The organism is Oligoflexus sp. (genome assembly GCF_035638955.1).
In the GTDB taxonomy this organism is placed as follows: Bacteria; Bdellovibrionota_B; Oligoflexia; order Oligoflexales; family Oligoflexaceae; genus Oligoflexus.
In genome coordinates, this window is record NZ_DASQYZ010000161.1 from 104,735 (window position 1) to 120,655 (window position 15,921).

Genomic DNA, 15,921 nt, shown 5'->3' on the forward strand with positions numbered 1-15,921 from the left:
TGAAACAAAAATAATCCTGAGACTACTTTCGATCAAAAACGTTCGGAACGCGCGTCGCGTGGACCACGCTTTCTATTGTCGATGGCTTCATTGACCTTGACCTGGCGTCCATCGACTTCCTGACCATCAAATTGCGCGATGGCTTCGCTGGCGTGAGCAGCATCAGCAAAGGTTACAAAACCAAAGCCTTTGGAACGACCCGTTTCGTAGTCCATGACGATCTTCACCTCGTCAACCGGACCGATGGATTCGAACACGTTCCGCAAACCTTCTTCGCTGGTTTTAAAATTCAAGCCACCGATAAACAACTTTTTACTCATACTAACAAAACCTTAACAAAAGAGTCTTAAAAAGCGAAAACTGTGGGGACAGTTTCACGGAAAACCTGAATTCATAATGATAAGGGAAAAAGAGACAACGGTTGCTTGACCTTCATGAGGACGCTTGCGAGGCGACTTTTCCAATTGAACTCTGGCTTTCTTATTATTCTATCACGCTTCTGTCAAAGAACAATCGCAAAATAAAACGCCAACTCTTTTTGTTCGGTAATAAAGCATTATCTTACCAAAGACTCATTGAACTTTTCAAGGAACTGGTCGACAGCACTGGGGGAGAATATTGATGATGTCATTCCAAAAAATTATTTTTATCCTGCTAATTCTGGGCACTCGGGCCCAGGCGGCAAGTGAAAATTCCATCATCATCTGGGACGGTCTGGAACCTTCCGTATTCATTGCCACCGGCCAGCTGGAAGCCCTGGGCGCTTATCCCTTTGAAGCCCGCAAGGACCAGGATGAAAAGGGCTCCCCCTTACGCTGGTTCCGATTGCGTGTGGATAACCGCACATCATCCGCCGCGACCTTGCAACTCAATTCGCTGGATCCCGCCACCCATAGGCTGGTCCTCGTCGAACCCTCGTCCGATCTTGCGAACCCATCCCCGCAGGAAATGATCAGCCGCAGGGATCGCTCGCCGGACGCCGAATTTCGCCGGATGCGCATGGACCTGACGCTGGCTCCAGGCATGACGACCTATTATCTGGGTGTTTCTTCGTTTCTCGATATGGCCAACTTTCAACTCATTCCGTCAACTCAAAGGGAAATCGAGGACAGTCGATTTACGTTCCTCGCGGGATTGATCCTGGGCGGCATTGCCATCATGATGGTTTCTGCCCTTTTGCTGTTTGCGACCCTGGGGCATCAGATGCTGCTGGTCTATGCCTTCTATAGTTTTACCCTGCTGCCGCTGCTCCTGAACCTGAGCGGATTATTCGGATCCATTCTTTCGCCACAGCTGACCGACTGGTTCGAACGTCATATGATGCTGACCGCGCAGATGGCCATCCTGGGCCTCCTGGAACTGTCCATGCTGGTTCTCCACGTACGATATCACAAGCGCCGGTTCTACCTGATCCTGCGCGGACAATCCCTGGCCGCGCTGGGTCTGGTGGCGGTGGCCGCCTGCCTCGATACCGACCGCAGTCTGCTCTTCCTCAGTCAGATATCCCTGATCGTGGCGCTGATTTCCCTCGTGACCATCGGACTGCGACTCTCGTGGCAGGACATCCGTTCGGCCCGGTTTTATGTGGGAGGTTTGGGGCTTTTTCTATTGGGGTCCACCGTCACACTTTTGGGTTCCCTCGATATCAACACCGACCCTCTGGATCCCGTACTTTGCATCATGACCGGCGCCGCTCTGCAACTCCTCCTGATGCCTTTTGGGATCCAGGACCGGCTGCGCTCCTTGACCATGGATAAGGATGAGAAGGAATATAAGCTGCAGGAGGCCCAGGCTTTGCTGCAGGTGCTGACCCATGATCTGTCGGGCCCTCTCTTCATCATTCAATCCATGGCCGAACTGCAATCCGGCAAGGCCGGTTTGGAGCCCAAAGCCCAAAAGTCCTTTGAAAAAATTAGCAAAGCTGCTCTGTCGGCTCAATCCATCCTGAAAGTGGTCAAGGAACTCGAAGCCATTGAAGCGGGCAAACTGGATCTGGTTTTAAAACCAGTCCCCCTCCTGGCGACGATTCATTCCACTCTGGACGTGCTGAAATCCAAAGCCGATGCCAAGCAGATTCAGATCACGCTGCAAGCCGATATTCCAGCCACGGTCATGGTGCTGGCCGAGCGTACGGTGCTGGAAAATACCATCTTCCATAACATACTTATGAACGCCATCAAATTTTCCAAGGCGGAAAACCGGATTGATATTTCGATCGTGATGACGGATCAGGAAAAAATCGCGGTTCAGATCAAAGATCATGGGATTGGCATTCCTAAAACATTGATTCTCAAGCTCTTCTCGCATAGCTGCAAGACCAGCCGCAAAGGAACCGTCGGCGAAAAAGGCACCGGACTCGGCCTGCCTTTGGCGCAGCGCTATGTTCAAAAATTTGGTGGTTGTATCGAAGTGAAGTCGCAGGCTGAGGAAGATTTTCCAGATGATCATTGGACCCAGTTTACCGTGACTCTAAAACGAGCCGGTTGATGAGCGACTCTCGCGGTCCTGCAGCGCCGCATGTTCCCGGCTCAACGCCTCGACCAGCTGGTTGGCCTGTTGAATTTCCGTTTCAATGGATACCCCCTGCGCGACATTCTTCAGGTAGCCCTGGATCTCAGCCGGCTTGGGTTGAACACCCGCCTTATGATGATAAATAATATTCTCGGCCTGCGTAAATCGGGTTTCATAAACCGTGGAAAGATTCCGCAAGAGACCAATCAGATCCCGGCATTCATGAAGCAAGCGGGTCGAGATGTTTTCCCATCGACTGGAGATCATCGCCTGTTCGGTATAATGCACGAGTTCCTGATTCCGCACGGGTTTTTCCAGCAGCGCATAGCAGCCGGCATTCAAAGCTTTGATAGCCAGCTCTTTATCGGCGACCCCGGTAAACATGATCACGGGCTTGCGAATATGATGGCGGGTCACCTGCTCCAGAAATTGCAGGCCATTCATGGCAGGCATGCGAAAATCCGTTATGATCACATCCGTCTGCTGCCCGGCGACCAGAGCCTGGATAGACTCTTGCGGATCTTCAAAAAGACTGGTTTCAAAACCCTGAACAGTCAGAATTTCACTGCAGATTTCAAGAATTTCCCGGTCATCATCGAGCAGAAGAACGCGGCCTTGTTCCATATACCACCCACCTGGTTGGTCCGATTATAGAATAGGGATGAGTGGGACGTCTAGAAACAAGGTCAAGGCTGTCGGAAGAGGCGCGAACCCACGGGCTTGGGTGGAAGGCTGGACTGCAGACCTGCAGGCAGAGGCACTAAAGGGCGAGGATCCAGCACACCCGCTGTGCGTGTGTGGGCTGTAATCCAGCGTGCCGCTTCGTTCAGGTCACGCATCTGAAGCTTGAGTCCCGTCTGCTGTTCACTGGCTATCATGCGCCAATCACCGAGCACTTCATATTCTCCCAGCTGGATGGTGAGGGAACGGGAATCCTGCAGCAGCGTCGACCAGCCGCTATGGTTTTCTTTTTGAAAATGAGCCAGATCATGGTCCTTGCACGAGGTCGATCCTGTCTCCAAACTGGTGGCGAGTTTTTGCATCAGCTGAACGGGATCCCGGCCCGGTGCGGGTTGAGCCATGAAGGCGATAAAGCCCTCGCCAACGGATTGCTGGACAAAGCCGAACACGTCGCCCGCCCAACCACGATCCACCAGCTCCTTGTGTAAAATACTGTGTGCACCACCCGCCAGGCAATGCACCAAAGCCTGCGCGGCGACGAATCGTGAATCGGCACCTGGCATGGCGCGATAGAGAACGCCGACATACGCTGGACCACCCGGTCGAGGCACAATGATCTGCCGTTCACTTCGTTGCGGTTGAGGTGGCGGCGGCTCGACATCCGGATCTTTCGCAAGACTGGAGACGGAGGCAAAATATTTTTCAATCAGACGTTTCGCATCATCAAGGGCAAAGCGCCCTCCCAGACTGAGCACCGCACGATTGGGTCCGTAACGCCTCTGGTAAAACGCCCGCAAATTTTCAATACGGGTCTGCAGCACGCCCTCGTTGATCCCAAGCGTGTCGCGCCCATAAGCGTGATGCGGATAGGTGATCTGCAGCATGGCTTTGAGCAGGGGTTGAAAACCCGTTCCATGGCTTTGCTCGTATTCTTTTTTCACTAAAGGAAGTTCAGCTTGAAGGGCAGTATCAGTTAGGATGGCCCCGGTCATGCGTTCGGCTTCAAGCGCCAGGGCAAAGTCCAAGGTATCCGCCGTCACAGGCAGGGACATATAATAGCTGGTGCGATCAGCGTTGGTGTTGGCGTTGAATCGGGCGCCACGACGTTCCAGTTCCTGTGGAATATTAGGATGATTCCGGGTGCTCTTGAAAATCAGATGCTCCAGAAGATGAGCCATTCCATATTCGCCCGGATGTTCGTGTTTGGCTCCCGTCTTGTACACGGTGTTGACAGTTAATTCCGCCTGGGACGGATCAGGATAGAGCAAAACTTTCAAGCCATTAGGCAGAGTATAAGCGGTCACCTGATCCAGCGTGAAGGGTGCAGGCCTTGGTTTGACGGAAAGTTCGTCAGCCTTCATGAGGACCGTGGGGCTGCCTGCCAACGCCAAAAGTGTGAATATTATCATCATATTATGCAGCATAAAACTTCCCAGGGAGCAGCCGTCCACATGTTCGCACAGCTGAAGTGAAGCAGGTCCCGTGCCACCGGTCTGTGATACAATGTACGGAAATAACTGGGGACTTCTTTATGATCGCGGCGCTCTTGCAGTGGATGGATATCGAGCAGCTCTTTGCCGTCCTGGTCGACTCTCATCAGGGTCACGAAAATGTTGACCTTCCCATGGCTCGTCCGCCGGCAATTCCCGACCAGATCCTTTTAAAAAAATTTGTTCCAGCCGAACTTTATCGAGAAGCGATGCAAGCGGGTTGGATGGGAGTTCACGCGCTGAGTTTTGCGTTGCGTCATCGCGCGACTCAGCTCCAGCAGATCTTTCATCTGTCGTACCAGGATGTGGAACCTGACCTGAGACAATGTTTGCTCGAAAGCTGGCAAAGAGCCCGAGGCCAGGACGTTCTGCCGCTTTTCGGTTTTTCCCCGCTGGGCATTTATGCGAGCTCAAGGCGGGTGGGACTGTGTCGCGCCTTCGATGCGCTCTCGCTCGCTTTCTGTGGGCAAGCGACATCCGAAATTTTTTGCGAGCCGCATGCCGCTGAAGCTTTTTGGCTCTCGATAGCAGGCGAAACGCAGCAGGCGATCATGTTTCGCTATTATGCGGATCTCAAAAATTTCTCATTGTATGGCGAAGCGGATCTTGAAACCATGCTGGGCACGTTTTGGAAACGCTATCGGATCCATTCGACTGAGGATCTGGCCCAGGCCATGGATTATTTTGGTGTGCGTGATGTTCAGGAATTGCGCGATGCGGGTGCCGCGGACCTGCGGCGTAAATTCTTGCAACTCTCGCTCGTCCATCATCCGGATCGTGGCGGGGACGATCAGAACTTTGTTATTCTGCAGACCCACTATCAACGCTTGAAGCACTATCTCGAAGCGGGCTAAAGTCGCGGTTTATCCCAGGTCTCTTAGCAACGCTGGCGTACCTGCAAAGCGCATGCGGGCCTGGATCTCTTCAAAATTACAGGCCAGACCGGTCACCACATCAGCCGGCGCAAAGGGATTCACACCCTCGGGCAGAAAGGCATCCAAAGGCGCCTCGTCGTGCTGGGTGGCACTCGGCCGCGTTTTTTTGGAAGCCTTCGGACTTTCGGCAGCCAGGCTTTGTTGAATAGCCCGACGGACCAGCTCATCCACAGTGATCAGCGACTGGGCAGCCTGACGTTCAAGCTGCGCCAGGAGTGTGCCATCAAGCTGAACAGTCAACGTCGAGGGCTTGCGAGACACTCCGCGGTTAGGCATCTTTACTCCTCCAGGATGGGCTGATTTTAAAAGCCATATTAACACACTGAGGTCGCAGGAAGCTATGGAAGATCTGTTTGAAGCGATACGCGAAAACGCCAGTAAGGATGCCTGGTCACGCGGTGTGGAACTTGCGCGACAGGATGCCGTGACTGGTGACCGTAGCAGCGACGAAGAAATTGTCTTGCGCGTGCTGGATCGAAAGACCGGTGTCAGCGCAGTCGTGACGCTTCTGCCGATCGATCTGGATTGGAATCGCGATTGTGGTTGCAAGGTGGATCCTTGTCCGCATGTGACGGCTGCGGTTATAGCATTGAAAAGGGCCCAGGAGCAGGGCCAGGAACTTCCCAAATCCAAGGCGGCAGCCGGCACCATTGTGCACGCCTTCACGCGTGATCAGGGAGGCCTGCACTTCGAACGCGTGATCAGTCTGGATGGTCAGCTGCAGCTCCTCACGGTTCCCCTGACCAGTATTTCCACAGGGCGCGTCACCAATCTTCCAGTGACCCCGACCAAAGTGGATCTGGCGGTCGAGTCCGCCTTGCAGGGCGATCGTCGCGGTCGCTTGCAGGCTGGGACGCTGGCGCGCATTCTTCCCCTGCTGGTCGAGGCTGAGGTCACCCTCGACAGCCAACCATGCGCTGTGATCCGCGAGCCCCTGGGCCTTGTCATTGTCGTGCGTGATGAAGGCATTGGCATCCACGTTCAGGGGAAAAAAGATGCGCGCATCAAAGAAACGTTCAGTAACGGTGCCGTCCTCGCCGAAGATGGATTGCATCCTCAGGGCGAATTGCAGCTGGATCCCGAGGAACGGCAGATGCTGGCGCAAGGTTTTGTGGTGCCGCTGCGCGATCTTGAAAAATTTTCCAGCGAAACGTTACCTAAATGGGAACGACGATTCAAAGTCGAGAACACCGCCCGCAATATGCCGAAGTTCGTCCATGCCGAGGCACGCCTGGATCTTTATCTGGAAACGCGTGGCTCGGAACTTTGGCTTCAGCCCGGCATTGTCTATGGGGATCCCCCCATCGCCGTTATCAGGGATGGAGTCTTCCGACCGACGGGCTCTGAAGTGCCGATTCGCGATCCCGATAGCGAGCGTAAACTGAAAGATGACCTGTGGCGACAGTGGGGCATGGAACTTTATCACGGCCGCCTGTATGCAGCGCCAGAAGCGATTCGCATGGTGGAACATTTCAAAAAATGGGATGGATCCATAAGCGGGGATGGCTTGCGGCAATTCCGTAAGGTGGGCCGCCTGAAAGCCGATGTCGCCTGGAAAGACGGACGTTTGCATCTGGATATGGAACTGGAAGGACAACCGGGAACCTCGCCAATCGATGGAACCATGGCTTTGAAAGCCTGGGAACGCGGTGATAGCCTGGTGCCCTTGCTCGACGGTGGTTTTGCTGAACTGCCGCGTGACTGGTTCGCCCGCTTTGGTAAACAGGTCCTGGATCTGCTGCTGGCCCAGGAGGAAAAAAATCAGCTGCCCAAAGCCGCCCTGCCGCAAGTCATTCAACTCTTCGATGAGCAAAACAAGGCGAGTCCTCCCGACCTTCAGGCCTTCCGTCGTCTCAGGCATTTTGATTTTCATAATGCTGATGTGCGACTGCCAACGAATTTTCAAGCGGACCTGCGGGCTTATCAAAAACAGGGCGTAGCCTGGCTGCAGCATCTGCAGAATTTGGAATTGGGCGCCCTGCTCGCCGATGATATGGGTCTTGGCAAAACCGTGCAGGCTATCGCCACGCTCGCGTCGTCCGGCAACCTCATCATCGCCCCGACTAGTGTGCTGCCCAACTGGAAGCGGGAACTGCAAAGGTTCCGGCCCAATCTTCGCGTGGCACTTTACCACGGACCGCAAAGGCAGTGGGATCCCAAGGCAGACGTGGTGCTGACGAGTTATGGATTGGTTCGCACGGAAGAGGAGCGTTTTGCAACGCCGCTCTGGAATACTCTGGTCCTCGATGAAGCGCAGACCATTAAAAATCCAGAGAGCCGGATTGCGCAGGCTGTTCAAAAATTAAAAGGTAAATTCCGTTTGGCGCTTTCGGGAACACCGGTCGAAAACCGATTGGATGATCTGTGGAGTCTATTCGCGTTCGTGAATCCTGGACTCCTGGGAGGACGCAAGGATTTCCGGGAACGCTTCAGCCGCCCGATCGAGGATGGCCAGGAGGTGGTCGCGGAGCGTCTTCGGCATATCATTCGACCCTTTATTTTAAGGCGTTTGAAGCGTGACGTCGCCCCCGAACTGCCACCCCGCATTGAAAAAGTTCTGTATGCTGAACTCTGGCCCGAGGAAAGACAGCTTTATACCGCAATTCAAACGGCCACGCGGAAGGATGTCGTGGAAAAACTGCAAGCCGGCGGTTCCGTCATCGAAGCTTTGGAGGCGCTTCTGCGCATGAGGCAGGCGTGCTGTCACCCTAGCCTCCTGCCCCATCAGGAAGCCGCGCATTCGTCCAAGCTTACGGTGTTGATCGATAATCTGGAGACAGCTTTAAGTGAAGGCCACAAGGCTCTGGTCTTTTCCCAGTGGACCAGCCTGCTTGATCTTTTGGAACCGATACTGCAAACAGCGGGGATGCGTTATCTACGCTTGGACGGCAGCACAAACGACCGTCAGGCCGTAGTGGATGCCTTCCAAAGCGTCGACGGGCCGCCTATCCTAATCATGTCGTTGAAAGCAGGCGGGGTCGGACTGAATCTGACCCAGGCCGATCACGTATTTATCCTGGACCCCTGGTGGAACCCGGCCGCCCAGGATCAGGCTGCTGACCGTGCCCACCGCATTGGTCAGGATCGCACCGTGATGATTCATCCGATTGTTGCGCTCGACAGTGTCGAGGAAAAGATTCTGGAGCTGCAAGCGGTCAAGCGGGCCCTGGCAGCAGCCGCTGTGGGCGAAGGCGCAGTCATTCCATCCCTGACGCGGGACGACCTTCTGCATCTCTTGGCTTAAACAGGACAAAGAGCCTGGTTTTATGGAAAAACCAGGCTTTGTCCACCGCAAACCCATCAGTAAAAGACCGCAATCAGCCGATATCAAACATGAAATGACTTTTTGAAGTCCATGCGAGAGGAGCGGTTTCATCTTGGGAAACTACGATAAAGATCTGAGCGTTTTGGTTCTGTCGGCGCAAAAAGAGCACGGGGAAACCATCGTCAAGGCACTCAAGAAACTGGAACTTAACAAGATTCAGCTGATGGATAATGGCATCGACGCCCTGCAGTTGATGACCGAGCAAAGCTTTGGATTTTTGATCTTCGATCAAAACATTCAGTTTATTTCCGGCTGGCTCCTGATCAAGGAAATCAAAACCTCGGATCGCATTCCAAACATTCCTGTTATCCTGTTTGGCAAGGACGAGCAGCCGGAAAGCGATGACGTTCTGAAGCGCTATGGCCTCGTTCAATATCTGCAGTTTCCCGTGCAGCCTTCGGATTTGGATGTCGCCATTCATTCGACGCTGTCGCTCTTTACCACCTCGGGCACCGTGGAAAACAAGTACACCAAAGCCAAGGATTCCTTGTTGAAGAATAAATCCAAGGAAGCCATTGAACTCTATTCAGAACTGCGAGGTCTGACGAAAAACAGCCCGCGAAGTTCCATGGGATTGGCCCAGGCCTTTCTGCAGGCCCAGCAGGTGGCGCAAGCGGATAAGGTCTTCGAAGAGCTCGCACGCAGTGATGAATCCTCGCCATCACGAACCCTGCTCCAGGCCAGGATACTGCTGCAGAAAAACCAGTCGGATCCGGCGATCGATCTTTTGAAAAAGATACTGGCTCAAATTCCCAACGGCTTTTACTACACCAAGGCTATCCAGCTGCTCATGGACTTTCAACAGTTTCGTCTGGCTGCTCCTCTGTGCCACGCCGCAATGCGAGCCGGCTTCGAGCGCCCTGAATTTCTTCTGTGCCTGGGAAAGGATCGCTACAATGAAGGTGATGTGGAAGGCGCGCTGGAATTCACGCAGCAGCATGAAAGTGCCTTTGACATGACCTCTGAGATGTATAATCTCCGCGGCGTGTGCTTCAAAAAAATGGGTGATCACAATCGGGCGATTGATTGCTATGAGCAGGCCCTGCGCCTGAAGCCCACCGATGCGCGCGTTTATTTCAACCTTGCGATGTGTTCGATTCAAATGAAACGTAACGATGCTGCGGTGCGCTATCTGGAAGCCTGTTTGCAGTATGCGCCGTCCTTTCCCAGGGCCCGGGAAAAACTGAATGAGCTTCGCAAAAGGAATTCAGCGGCCTGAGCGAGTTCGTCTCCATCTCACCGAGTCCATGCAGTCGCTGCGGCATTCCAAGGAAAAGCCGGGACGCGCTTTATTTTAAGCATTCCCGGCATCGATCGGCACGCTTAAGGCAGAATGCGCGCCCCATTTTTGGGCACATTGATGCCTTCAACCGTTTTCTTGCCATTACTGAAATTGAGCAGCACGCGCGTACCATCGGGCATAATCCAGAGTTCGGGAACCTTCTGTTCCGCGGTAAAAAGTCGATCCTTCATACTGTTGAGATCGGCAGGGATGTCGGCGGGAAAATAACTCTGCAAACGCGCGGGCTGACCGGACAGGCCATTGTCCATTTGCCTTGCGTCATAGCCCCAACTCCAGCGTTGCTGATCCAAGCGAGGGAGATGATCGGAGAGCACCATCGCACCTCCTGTCGCGGCAGCCACCCATACCCCGGCGTTCACTTCATCCTGCGAAAGCGCCCTGAGAAGAGCTGGGTCGGCATCACAAAGAGTCACCTGGCAGTAAGGTTGCCGACCCGCCACCGATCGCGCTTGATTGGCAATAAAACTGGGAGCCGGGCGCGGTAAACCAAAGACGGCTGGTTTAAATGCAATGTCTCCTCCTACCCGCCAGGCGTCGGCATACTGCAGCGTGGCCAACGGCGGTGCCCCGACAGCCACCAGCATCGTCCGGTCACCTGCCGCTTCGCGCATCAAACGCATGGCCTCGTGATAAGCCTGCATTCCGGTCCAAGGTCGTGAACGTCCCCCTTCGAGCGCGCCGGCGAATAGAAAATCAATTTTCAAAGCCTGAACGCCCCACCCCACAAGACGCCGAATCGTATCCTGCAGATGCTGAGCCACCACGGGTTGACTCACATCCAGCACACGAAATGCGGTGCCTTTTGGATTTCGATAGACGGCGCCTTGCACGAGCCAGTCCGGATGCAGACGCGCCACATCACTTTGTGGATGGACCAGCAAAGGGGCGATCCACAATCCAAACTGCATGGATTGGGCGTTTACCATCTGCGCAAGTCCATCGATACCCGAGGGAAATTTGCTGTTCGGGTACCAATCGCCCCAATTTTTCTGCCAGCCATCATCCAATGTCATGGTCACAGGCGAGGCCGACAGGGGCCGACGGTTTTGCCAAAATTCCTGAAGCGGCTTGATATTGTCGATAAAATCGCTTTCTTTGACATCGTCCCAAAGATCATACCAGGAGTTCCAACCGACCAGGCTGGCTTGCGGCTGCGTCTTGTGGCGAGTGGGCAAAGCTTCGGCATAACGATTCAAATGCTCCTGCAAGTCAGGCCCGAGACTCAGGTTCCAGGTTTCCCCCACGCTATCGCCCGCTTTCATGGCCAGGCGTTCGCCCGCGCCACTGATCAGTTTCACTCCGTACTGGTCAACCCCTTGTTTGGAAAACTGGACATAGGACCGCAGGGTATCCGCTGTGGTTACGCCGGCAAGAAAACTGATGCTGTCGCTGCCGAGGTAGCTGTACCACCAGGAGAATTCCTGACCCCGGCGATAGACTTCATCCTCGCCGGTCTTTTGCAAAGCGGCATCGAATTTGTCAGGGGAAATTTCCGGCTGCACCTGAATCACACCGGTTTGCGACCAGGACTGAAGGCCATGCGAAAGCCACCCGCGTACACTGGGTATTTTCAGAGTCCCACGCAGGCCAACTCCCTGAAATATCAAAGTAGAATCGGCCTGGAATGAAAGGCGAACGCGGGTCCCATCTCGTTGCACGAGGGTCTGGCCCAGGCCTGGAAAGAGGCAGCGCAGTCCATTGTCCTGGACCTCGCAGGCGGTGGCGGCGGGCTCCATCCACCCACCCTCCTGCGTGCGCACCGAGGGAATCAGCTGAAGCTGGGTATTATGAGCAGCATTATACATAAGAACGGATCGTTCCTCAAAAACGAGTGGACTGGAGGCGGCTACCGGACTGGATCCAGCTGCCACGGTATGAGCAAAGGCGAGTGACCAAAAAGCCTTGAACATGAAGGTCTCCTCATTGATGGAATGCATCCCGTTATAGACTCTGCCTCCTGCCGCTGCCATATCCTCCGCAGATCGAGCAAAGAATTTCTGATTATGTTAGAATGGACACTTCAAAACATGATGGGAAGGACAGGCAAATGACGGCTGTGCATCCAATTCCGCACCCTCCGCGACTCCCGATTATTGGTAACTTGCCCCAGGTCTTCGGCGACACGATCGTTCAGGAGCTGGTCGCGCTGGCGAAGCAATACAATCCGATCTATGAGCTCGTGATTCCAGGGACGCGTTTCTATGTGGTCAGCAGCCACGAGCTGGTGGCGGAGCTGTGCGACGAAAAGCGCTTTCACAAAGCGGTGCATGGTGTGCTGGTCGAAATTCGCCGTTTCGCTGGCGACGGCCTGTTTACGGCTATGCCAGGGGAACAAAACTGGAACAAGGCGCATAATATTCTTCTGCCTGGTTTCGGTTTGAAGCAGATGAAAGAATATCTGCCGAAAATGGTGGAAGTGGCCCATCAGCTTCTTCAAAAATGGCAGGTGGTCGGTGAGCAGGGCATTGATGTGTCCGGTGATTTCACCCGACTGACCCTGGACACCATTGCCCTCTGCGGTTTTGATTATCGTTTTCGCTCGTTCGCCTCGGAACAGTTGCATCCATTTCTGGACGCTATGGTTCTTGGCCTGCAGAATTCCGCGGCGCGGATCAAGAAAACCAAACTGCAAATCGCTCTGGATAAAAAATCTGAACGGCAGTTCAACGCCGGCCGTGATTTGATGTTCCGAGTGGTCGACGAACTGCTGGCGGAACGCAATCGGAACCTGGACAAGTTCAAGGACAAGGTCGATTTCATGTCGCTCATGCTCAACGGCATTGACAAGAAAAGCGGCGAAAAACTCGATTTTGAAAATATTCGCTACCAGCTCATCACCTTCCTGATTGCCGGCCATGAAACCACCAGCGGCCTTCTCTCCTTTGCCACTTACTTTCTGGTCACCCATCCGGAAGTCATGCAAAAGGCTGTCGAGGAAGTCGATCGCGTGCTCGGCAACGATCCGGATTACCAGCCCAGCTTCAAAGATATCGGTGATCTGAAATATTTGAACCGCGTGCTCCGCGAAGCCTTGCGTCTGTGGCCCACAGCCCCCGCCTTCGCCCGGACGCCCTATGAAGACACGATCATCGGTGGCCGTTATGCTATCAAGAAGGGCGAGGAAGTCCTGGTCCTGCTGCCGGCTTTGCATCGTGATCCTGCTGTCTGGAAGAATCCCGAAGCCTTCGATCCCGAACGATTTGCTCCAGGAGCCGAGGATAAGATTCCTGAACATGCCTGGCGGCCTTTTGGAACGGGATCACGCTCCTGCATCGGTCAGCACTTTGCCATGGTGGAAGCCACGACAGCTTTGGCCCTTATTTTAAAGCACTTTGACCTTAAAGGTGAAGCCGACTACCAGCTGCGCGTGAAGGAAACCCTGACGCTGAAGCCTGCAGATTTCCGAATCAAGGCCCATCTGCGTCTGCCGCTCCATCGCGCTCCCGTCGCCATCAAACCGGATCACCGCGCGCCTGCTGCCCAAACAGTCGAGCCTGAGCAAACCCTGCCGCAGCATGGGACCGCGCTGGCTATTTATTATGGCTCCAATATGGGCACGAGTGAAGAAATAGCCCAACGTCTGGCTCAGCAGGGAAGGCGCCTTGGTTTCGTAGCGCGCGTCGCGGCCCTGGATGAAGCGGTGGACGCTCTCCCTAATTCCGGTATTGTTCTGATCGTGACGGCCACTTACAACGGTATGCCGCCCGATAATGCGCAGCGCTTTGCGCAGTGGATCCGCTCCGATCGTTTTCGCGCCGATGGACTGCGTTTTGCGGTCCTGGGCTGTGGCAATACGCAATGGAAATCGTTTCAGATGTTTGCCAAGGAAGTGGATAGCGTCCTGGCCGATAAGGGCGGGATTCGACTTCTCACACCTGGTGCCGCGGATGCCAATGCCGATTTTGAAAACGACTGCGAGCAGTTCACCCGCAGCTTTTGGAAAGAAACATTCGAAGAACTCGAAATGGAAGTTTCCACGCAGGCGCTCAATAAACCAGGCCAGCGGCGTTACCAGGTGCAGGTTGTGCAGCATTCCCCGCTGCGGCCTTTGCATGCGGCCTTTCAAGCCAAATCCTTCCGCATCACCGACAATCGGGAACTGCAAAAAGTTGTGGATGAAGGGGGCGCGGAACGTTCCACCCGGCATATCGAACTGCAGTTGCCCGATGGCATGAGCTATGGCGCTGGCGATCATTTAGGTGTCTTCGCTCATAACCGCGACCATGTCGTGGACGCTGTCGCGGCGCGACTTGGATTTGCCACCGATACGCTGGTGACTTTGCAACAGCAGGTGAAAGAAGGCGGGTTCCTTCCCACGGGTCGTCCAGTGGCTCTGGGCAAGCTGCTGCGCGAATACATTGAGCTGCAGGAAGTCGTCTCCCGCCGCCACCTTGAAACGCTGGCCAGCTTCTGTCTGGTGCAGGACGACCAGCTGACGTTGAGAGCGTGGGCGCAGGACACAGCGACCGGCAATGAGCTCTATCAAAAAGAGATCCTCAGCAAAAGACGCTCGGTCTACGATATCCTTTGTGCCTTCCCTTCGTGCCATCTGCCGTTGGATGCGTTTTTGGATATGGCGGCTCCGATTCGGCCTCGTTATTATTCCATCTCCTCATCCCCGTTGGTGCACCCGAAGACGGTGTCGCTCACAGTTGGTGTTGTCTCGGGACCCTCGCTGGCTCAAAACGGAACCTTCAAAGGGGTATGTTCGTCCTACCTGCAGAGTCGTGAGGTCGGTGATGCGCTCTATGCCTTTGTCAAAGCGCCCACCCTGCCCTTTAAGTTGCCGCAGGATCCTTTAAAACCCATCATCATGGTGGGACCGGGGACTGGATTTGCACCTTTCCGTGGCTTTCTTCAGGAGCGTTTGGCTCTGAAAAAGCAGGGCCAGGCTCTGGGCACCGCCCTGCTCTTTTTCGGCTGTCGCAAACCCGAACAGGATTTTATTTACCGTACCGAAATGGAAGATTTTCATCAAAACACTGTCGTCCAACTGCACCTGGCGTTCTCGCATGCTGAAAATGGGAGCTTCCGTTATGTCCAGGACCGGATCTGGGAACAGCGGGATTCCATTTGGGAACTCCTGCAGAAAAATGCTCTGATTTACGTCTGCGGTGATGGGCTGCACATGGCGCCGGATGTGCGGGCGACCTTTGCCCGGATTTACGCAGAAAAAACCAAGACCGATGCCAACGGCTGCGAAACCTGGTTGCGGGATCTGGAAAATAGTCAACGATATCTGGTGGATGTGTTTGGACAGAAAAAGACCTGAGGGATGGTGCGCCACGCTGCAAGGAGGCGCAGTCCTTGCTTTTACCGACCTATTTTCATAAGATGGGGTGCCCTGTGTCTTTTACAGGCAGAAAGGTGACCCCATGGCTTTCTTTGAACAACTTAAAAGCAGATTGGACACGGTCCACACCTGGCCTTCAAACTATCTTTTTAAGTTTATTGTGCCCATGCAGAAAAAGAGCGAATTGCTCGACGTGTTGCCGACAGGATTGATCGAGGAAAAACTTTCGCGGACTGGAAAGTATATCTCGATCAGTCTTAAGACTCGGGTCGAGGCTTCGGATGATATTATCGCTGTGTATCAAAGGGCCGCGGCCATCGAAGGCATTGTCTCTCTATAAACTTCAGGCGCCCGGTTGGGGCCGCGACCATGACACGCGTAGT

General features: G+C 54.2%; 11 protein-coding genes. 6 read left to right on the top strand and 5 right to left on the bottom strand.

The features are described from left to right. Window positions 1–32: 32 nt before the first annotated feature. Window positions 33–320, bottom strand: a complete 288-nt coding sequence (locus VE954_RS15295) for an RNA-binding protein (protein WP_324954231.1) — start codon at window positions 318–320, stop codon at window positions 33–35. Between the two features lie 301 nt (window positions 321–621). Between VE954_RS15295 and VE954_RS15300 the strand changes: the two genes are divergently transcribed. Continuing rightward, window positions 622–2,487, top strand: a complete 1,866-nt coding sequence (locus tag VE954_RS15300) for a sensor histidine kinase (protein WP_324954233.1) — start codon at window positions 622–624, stop codon at window positions 2,485–2,487. On the opposite strand, the gene VE954_RS15305 is transcribed toward VE954_RS15300, so the two are convergent. Together VE954_RS15305 and VE954_RS15310 are read right to left on the bottom strand one after the other, a co-directional pair. Next, window positions 2,470–3,135 carry a response regulator gene (locus tag VE954_RS15305; RefSeq protein WP_324954235.1) on the bottom strand — a complete coding sequence of 222 codons (666 nt, stop codon included), beginning with the start codon at window positions 3,133–3,135 and terminating at the stop codon, window positions 2,470–2,472. The genes VE954_RS15300 and VE954_RS15305 overlap by 18 nt on opposite strands. Before the next feature lie 62 nt (window positions 3,136–3,197). Further along, window positions 3,198–4,616 (bottom strand): pitrilysin family protein, encoded by a 1,419-nt coding sequence (locus VE954_RS15310; protein ID WP_324954237.1) that lies wholly within the window; start codon window positions 4,614–4,616, stop codon window positions 3,198–3,200. A 107-nt stretch (window positions 4,617–4,723) separates the two neighbouring features. Between VE954_RS15310 and VE954_RS15315 the strand changes: the two genes are divergently transcribed. Further along, window positions 4,724–5,536 (top strand): J domain-containing protein, encoded by an 813-nt coding sequence (locus VE954_RS15315; protein ID WP_324954239.1) that lies wholly within the window; start codon window positions 4,724–4,726, stop codon window positions 5,534–5,536. Between the two features lie 9 nt (window positions 5,537–5,545). Here the strand turns inward: VE954_RS15315 and VE954_RS15320 are convergent, their stop codons facing one another. After that, window positions 5,546–5,893, bottom strand: a complete 348-nt coding sequence (locus VE954_RS15320) for a hypothetical protein (RefSeq protein WP_324954241.1) — start codon at window positions 5,891–5,893, stop codon at window positions 5,546–5,548. A 64-nt stretch (window positions 5,894–5,957) separates the two neighbouring features. Here VE954_RS15320 and VE954_RS15325 point away from each other — a divergent pair, with 64 nt between their 5' ends. Next, on the top strand, window positions 5,958–8,861 hold the full coding sequence (locus VE954_RS15325; protein WP_324954243.1) for a DEAD/DEAH box helicase: 2,904 nt from the start codon (window positions 5,958–5,960) through the stop codon (window positions 8,859–8,861). Between the two features lie 133 nt (window positions 8,862–8,994). After that, window positions 8,995–10,161 (top strand): tetratricopeptide repeat protein, encoded by a 1,167-nt coding sequence (locus VE954_RS15330; RefSeq protein WP_324954245.1) that lies wholly within the window; start codon window positions 8,995–8,997, stop codon window positions 10,159–10,161. A 104-nt stretch (window positions 10,162–10,265) separates the two neighbouring features. On the opposite strand, the gene VE954_RS15335 is transcribed toward VE954_RS15330, so the two are convergent. Continuing rightward, window positions 10,266–12,155: a glycoside hydrolase family 36 protein gene (locus VE954_RS15335; RefSeq protein WP_324954247.1), complete on the bottom strand. Its 1,890-nt coding sequence runs from the start codon at window positions 12,153–12,155 to the stop codon at window positions 10,266–10,268. Between the two features lie 137 nt (window positions 12,156–12,292). On the opposite strand from VE954_RS15335, the gene VE954_RS15340 reads away from it, so the two are divergent. Continuing rightward, a complete protein-coding gene (locus VE954_RS15340; RefSeq protein WP_324954249.1) occupies window positions 12,293–15,517 on the top strand; it encodes a bifunctional cytochrome P450/NADPH--P450 reductase in 3,225 nt (1,074 codons plus the stop codon). A 103-nt stretch (window positions 15,518–15,620) separates the two neighbouring features. Then, window positions 15,621–15,878 (top strand): DUF493 family protein, encoded by a 258-nt coding sequence (locus VE954_RS15345; protein WP_324954251.1) that lies wholly within the window; start codon window positions 15,621–15,623, stop codon window positions 15,876–15,878. The last annotated feature ends 43 nt before the right edge of the window (window positions 15,879–15,921 follow it).

Coding starts and splice junctions, on each gene's coding strand:
- VE954_RS15305 (WP_324954235.1), bottom strand. CDS start 3,135: ATGGAACAAGGCCGCGTTCTTCTGCTCGATGATGACCGGGAAATTCTT.
- VE954_RS15335 (WP_324954247.1), bottom strand. CDS start 12,155: ATGTTCAAGGCTTTTTGGTCACTCGCCTTTGCTCATACCGTGGCAGCT.
- VE954_RS15345 (WP_324954251.1), top strand. CDS start 15,621: ATGGCTTTCTTTGAACAACTTAAAAGCAGATTGGACACGGTCCACACC.
- VE954_RS15295 (WP_324954231.1), bottom strand. CDS start 320: ATGAGTAAAAAGTTGTTTATCGGTGGCTTGAATTTTAAAACCAGCGAA.
- VE954_RS15320 (WP_324954241.1), bottom strand. CDS start 5,893: ATGCCTAACCGCGGAGTGTCTCGCAAGCCCTCGACGTTGACTGTTCAG.
- VE954_RS15310 (WP_324954237.1), bottom strand. CDS start 4,616: ATGCTGCATAATATGATGATAATATTCACACTTTTGGCGTTGGCAGGC.
- VE954_RS15315 (WP_324954239.1), top strand. CDS start 4,724: ATGATCGCGGCGCTCTTGCAGTGGATGGATATCGAGCAGCTCTTTGCC.
- VE954_RS15300 (WP_324954233.1), top strand. CDS start 622: ATGATGTCATTCCAAAAAATTATTTTTATCCTGCTAATTCTGGGCACT.
- VE954_RS15340 (WP_324954249.1), top strand. CDS start 12,293: ATGACGGCTGTGCATCCAATTCCGCACCCTCCGCGACTCCCGATTATT.
- VE954_RS15325 (WP_324954243.1), top strand. CDS start 5,958: ATGGAAGATCTGTTTGAAGCGATACGCGAAAACGCCAGTAAGGATGCC.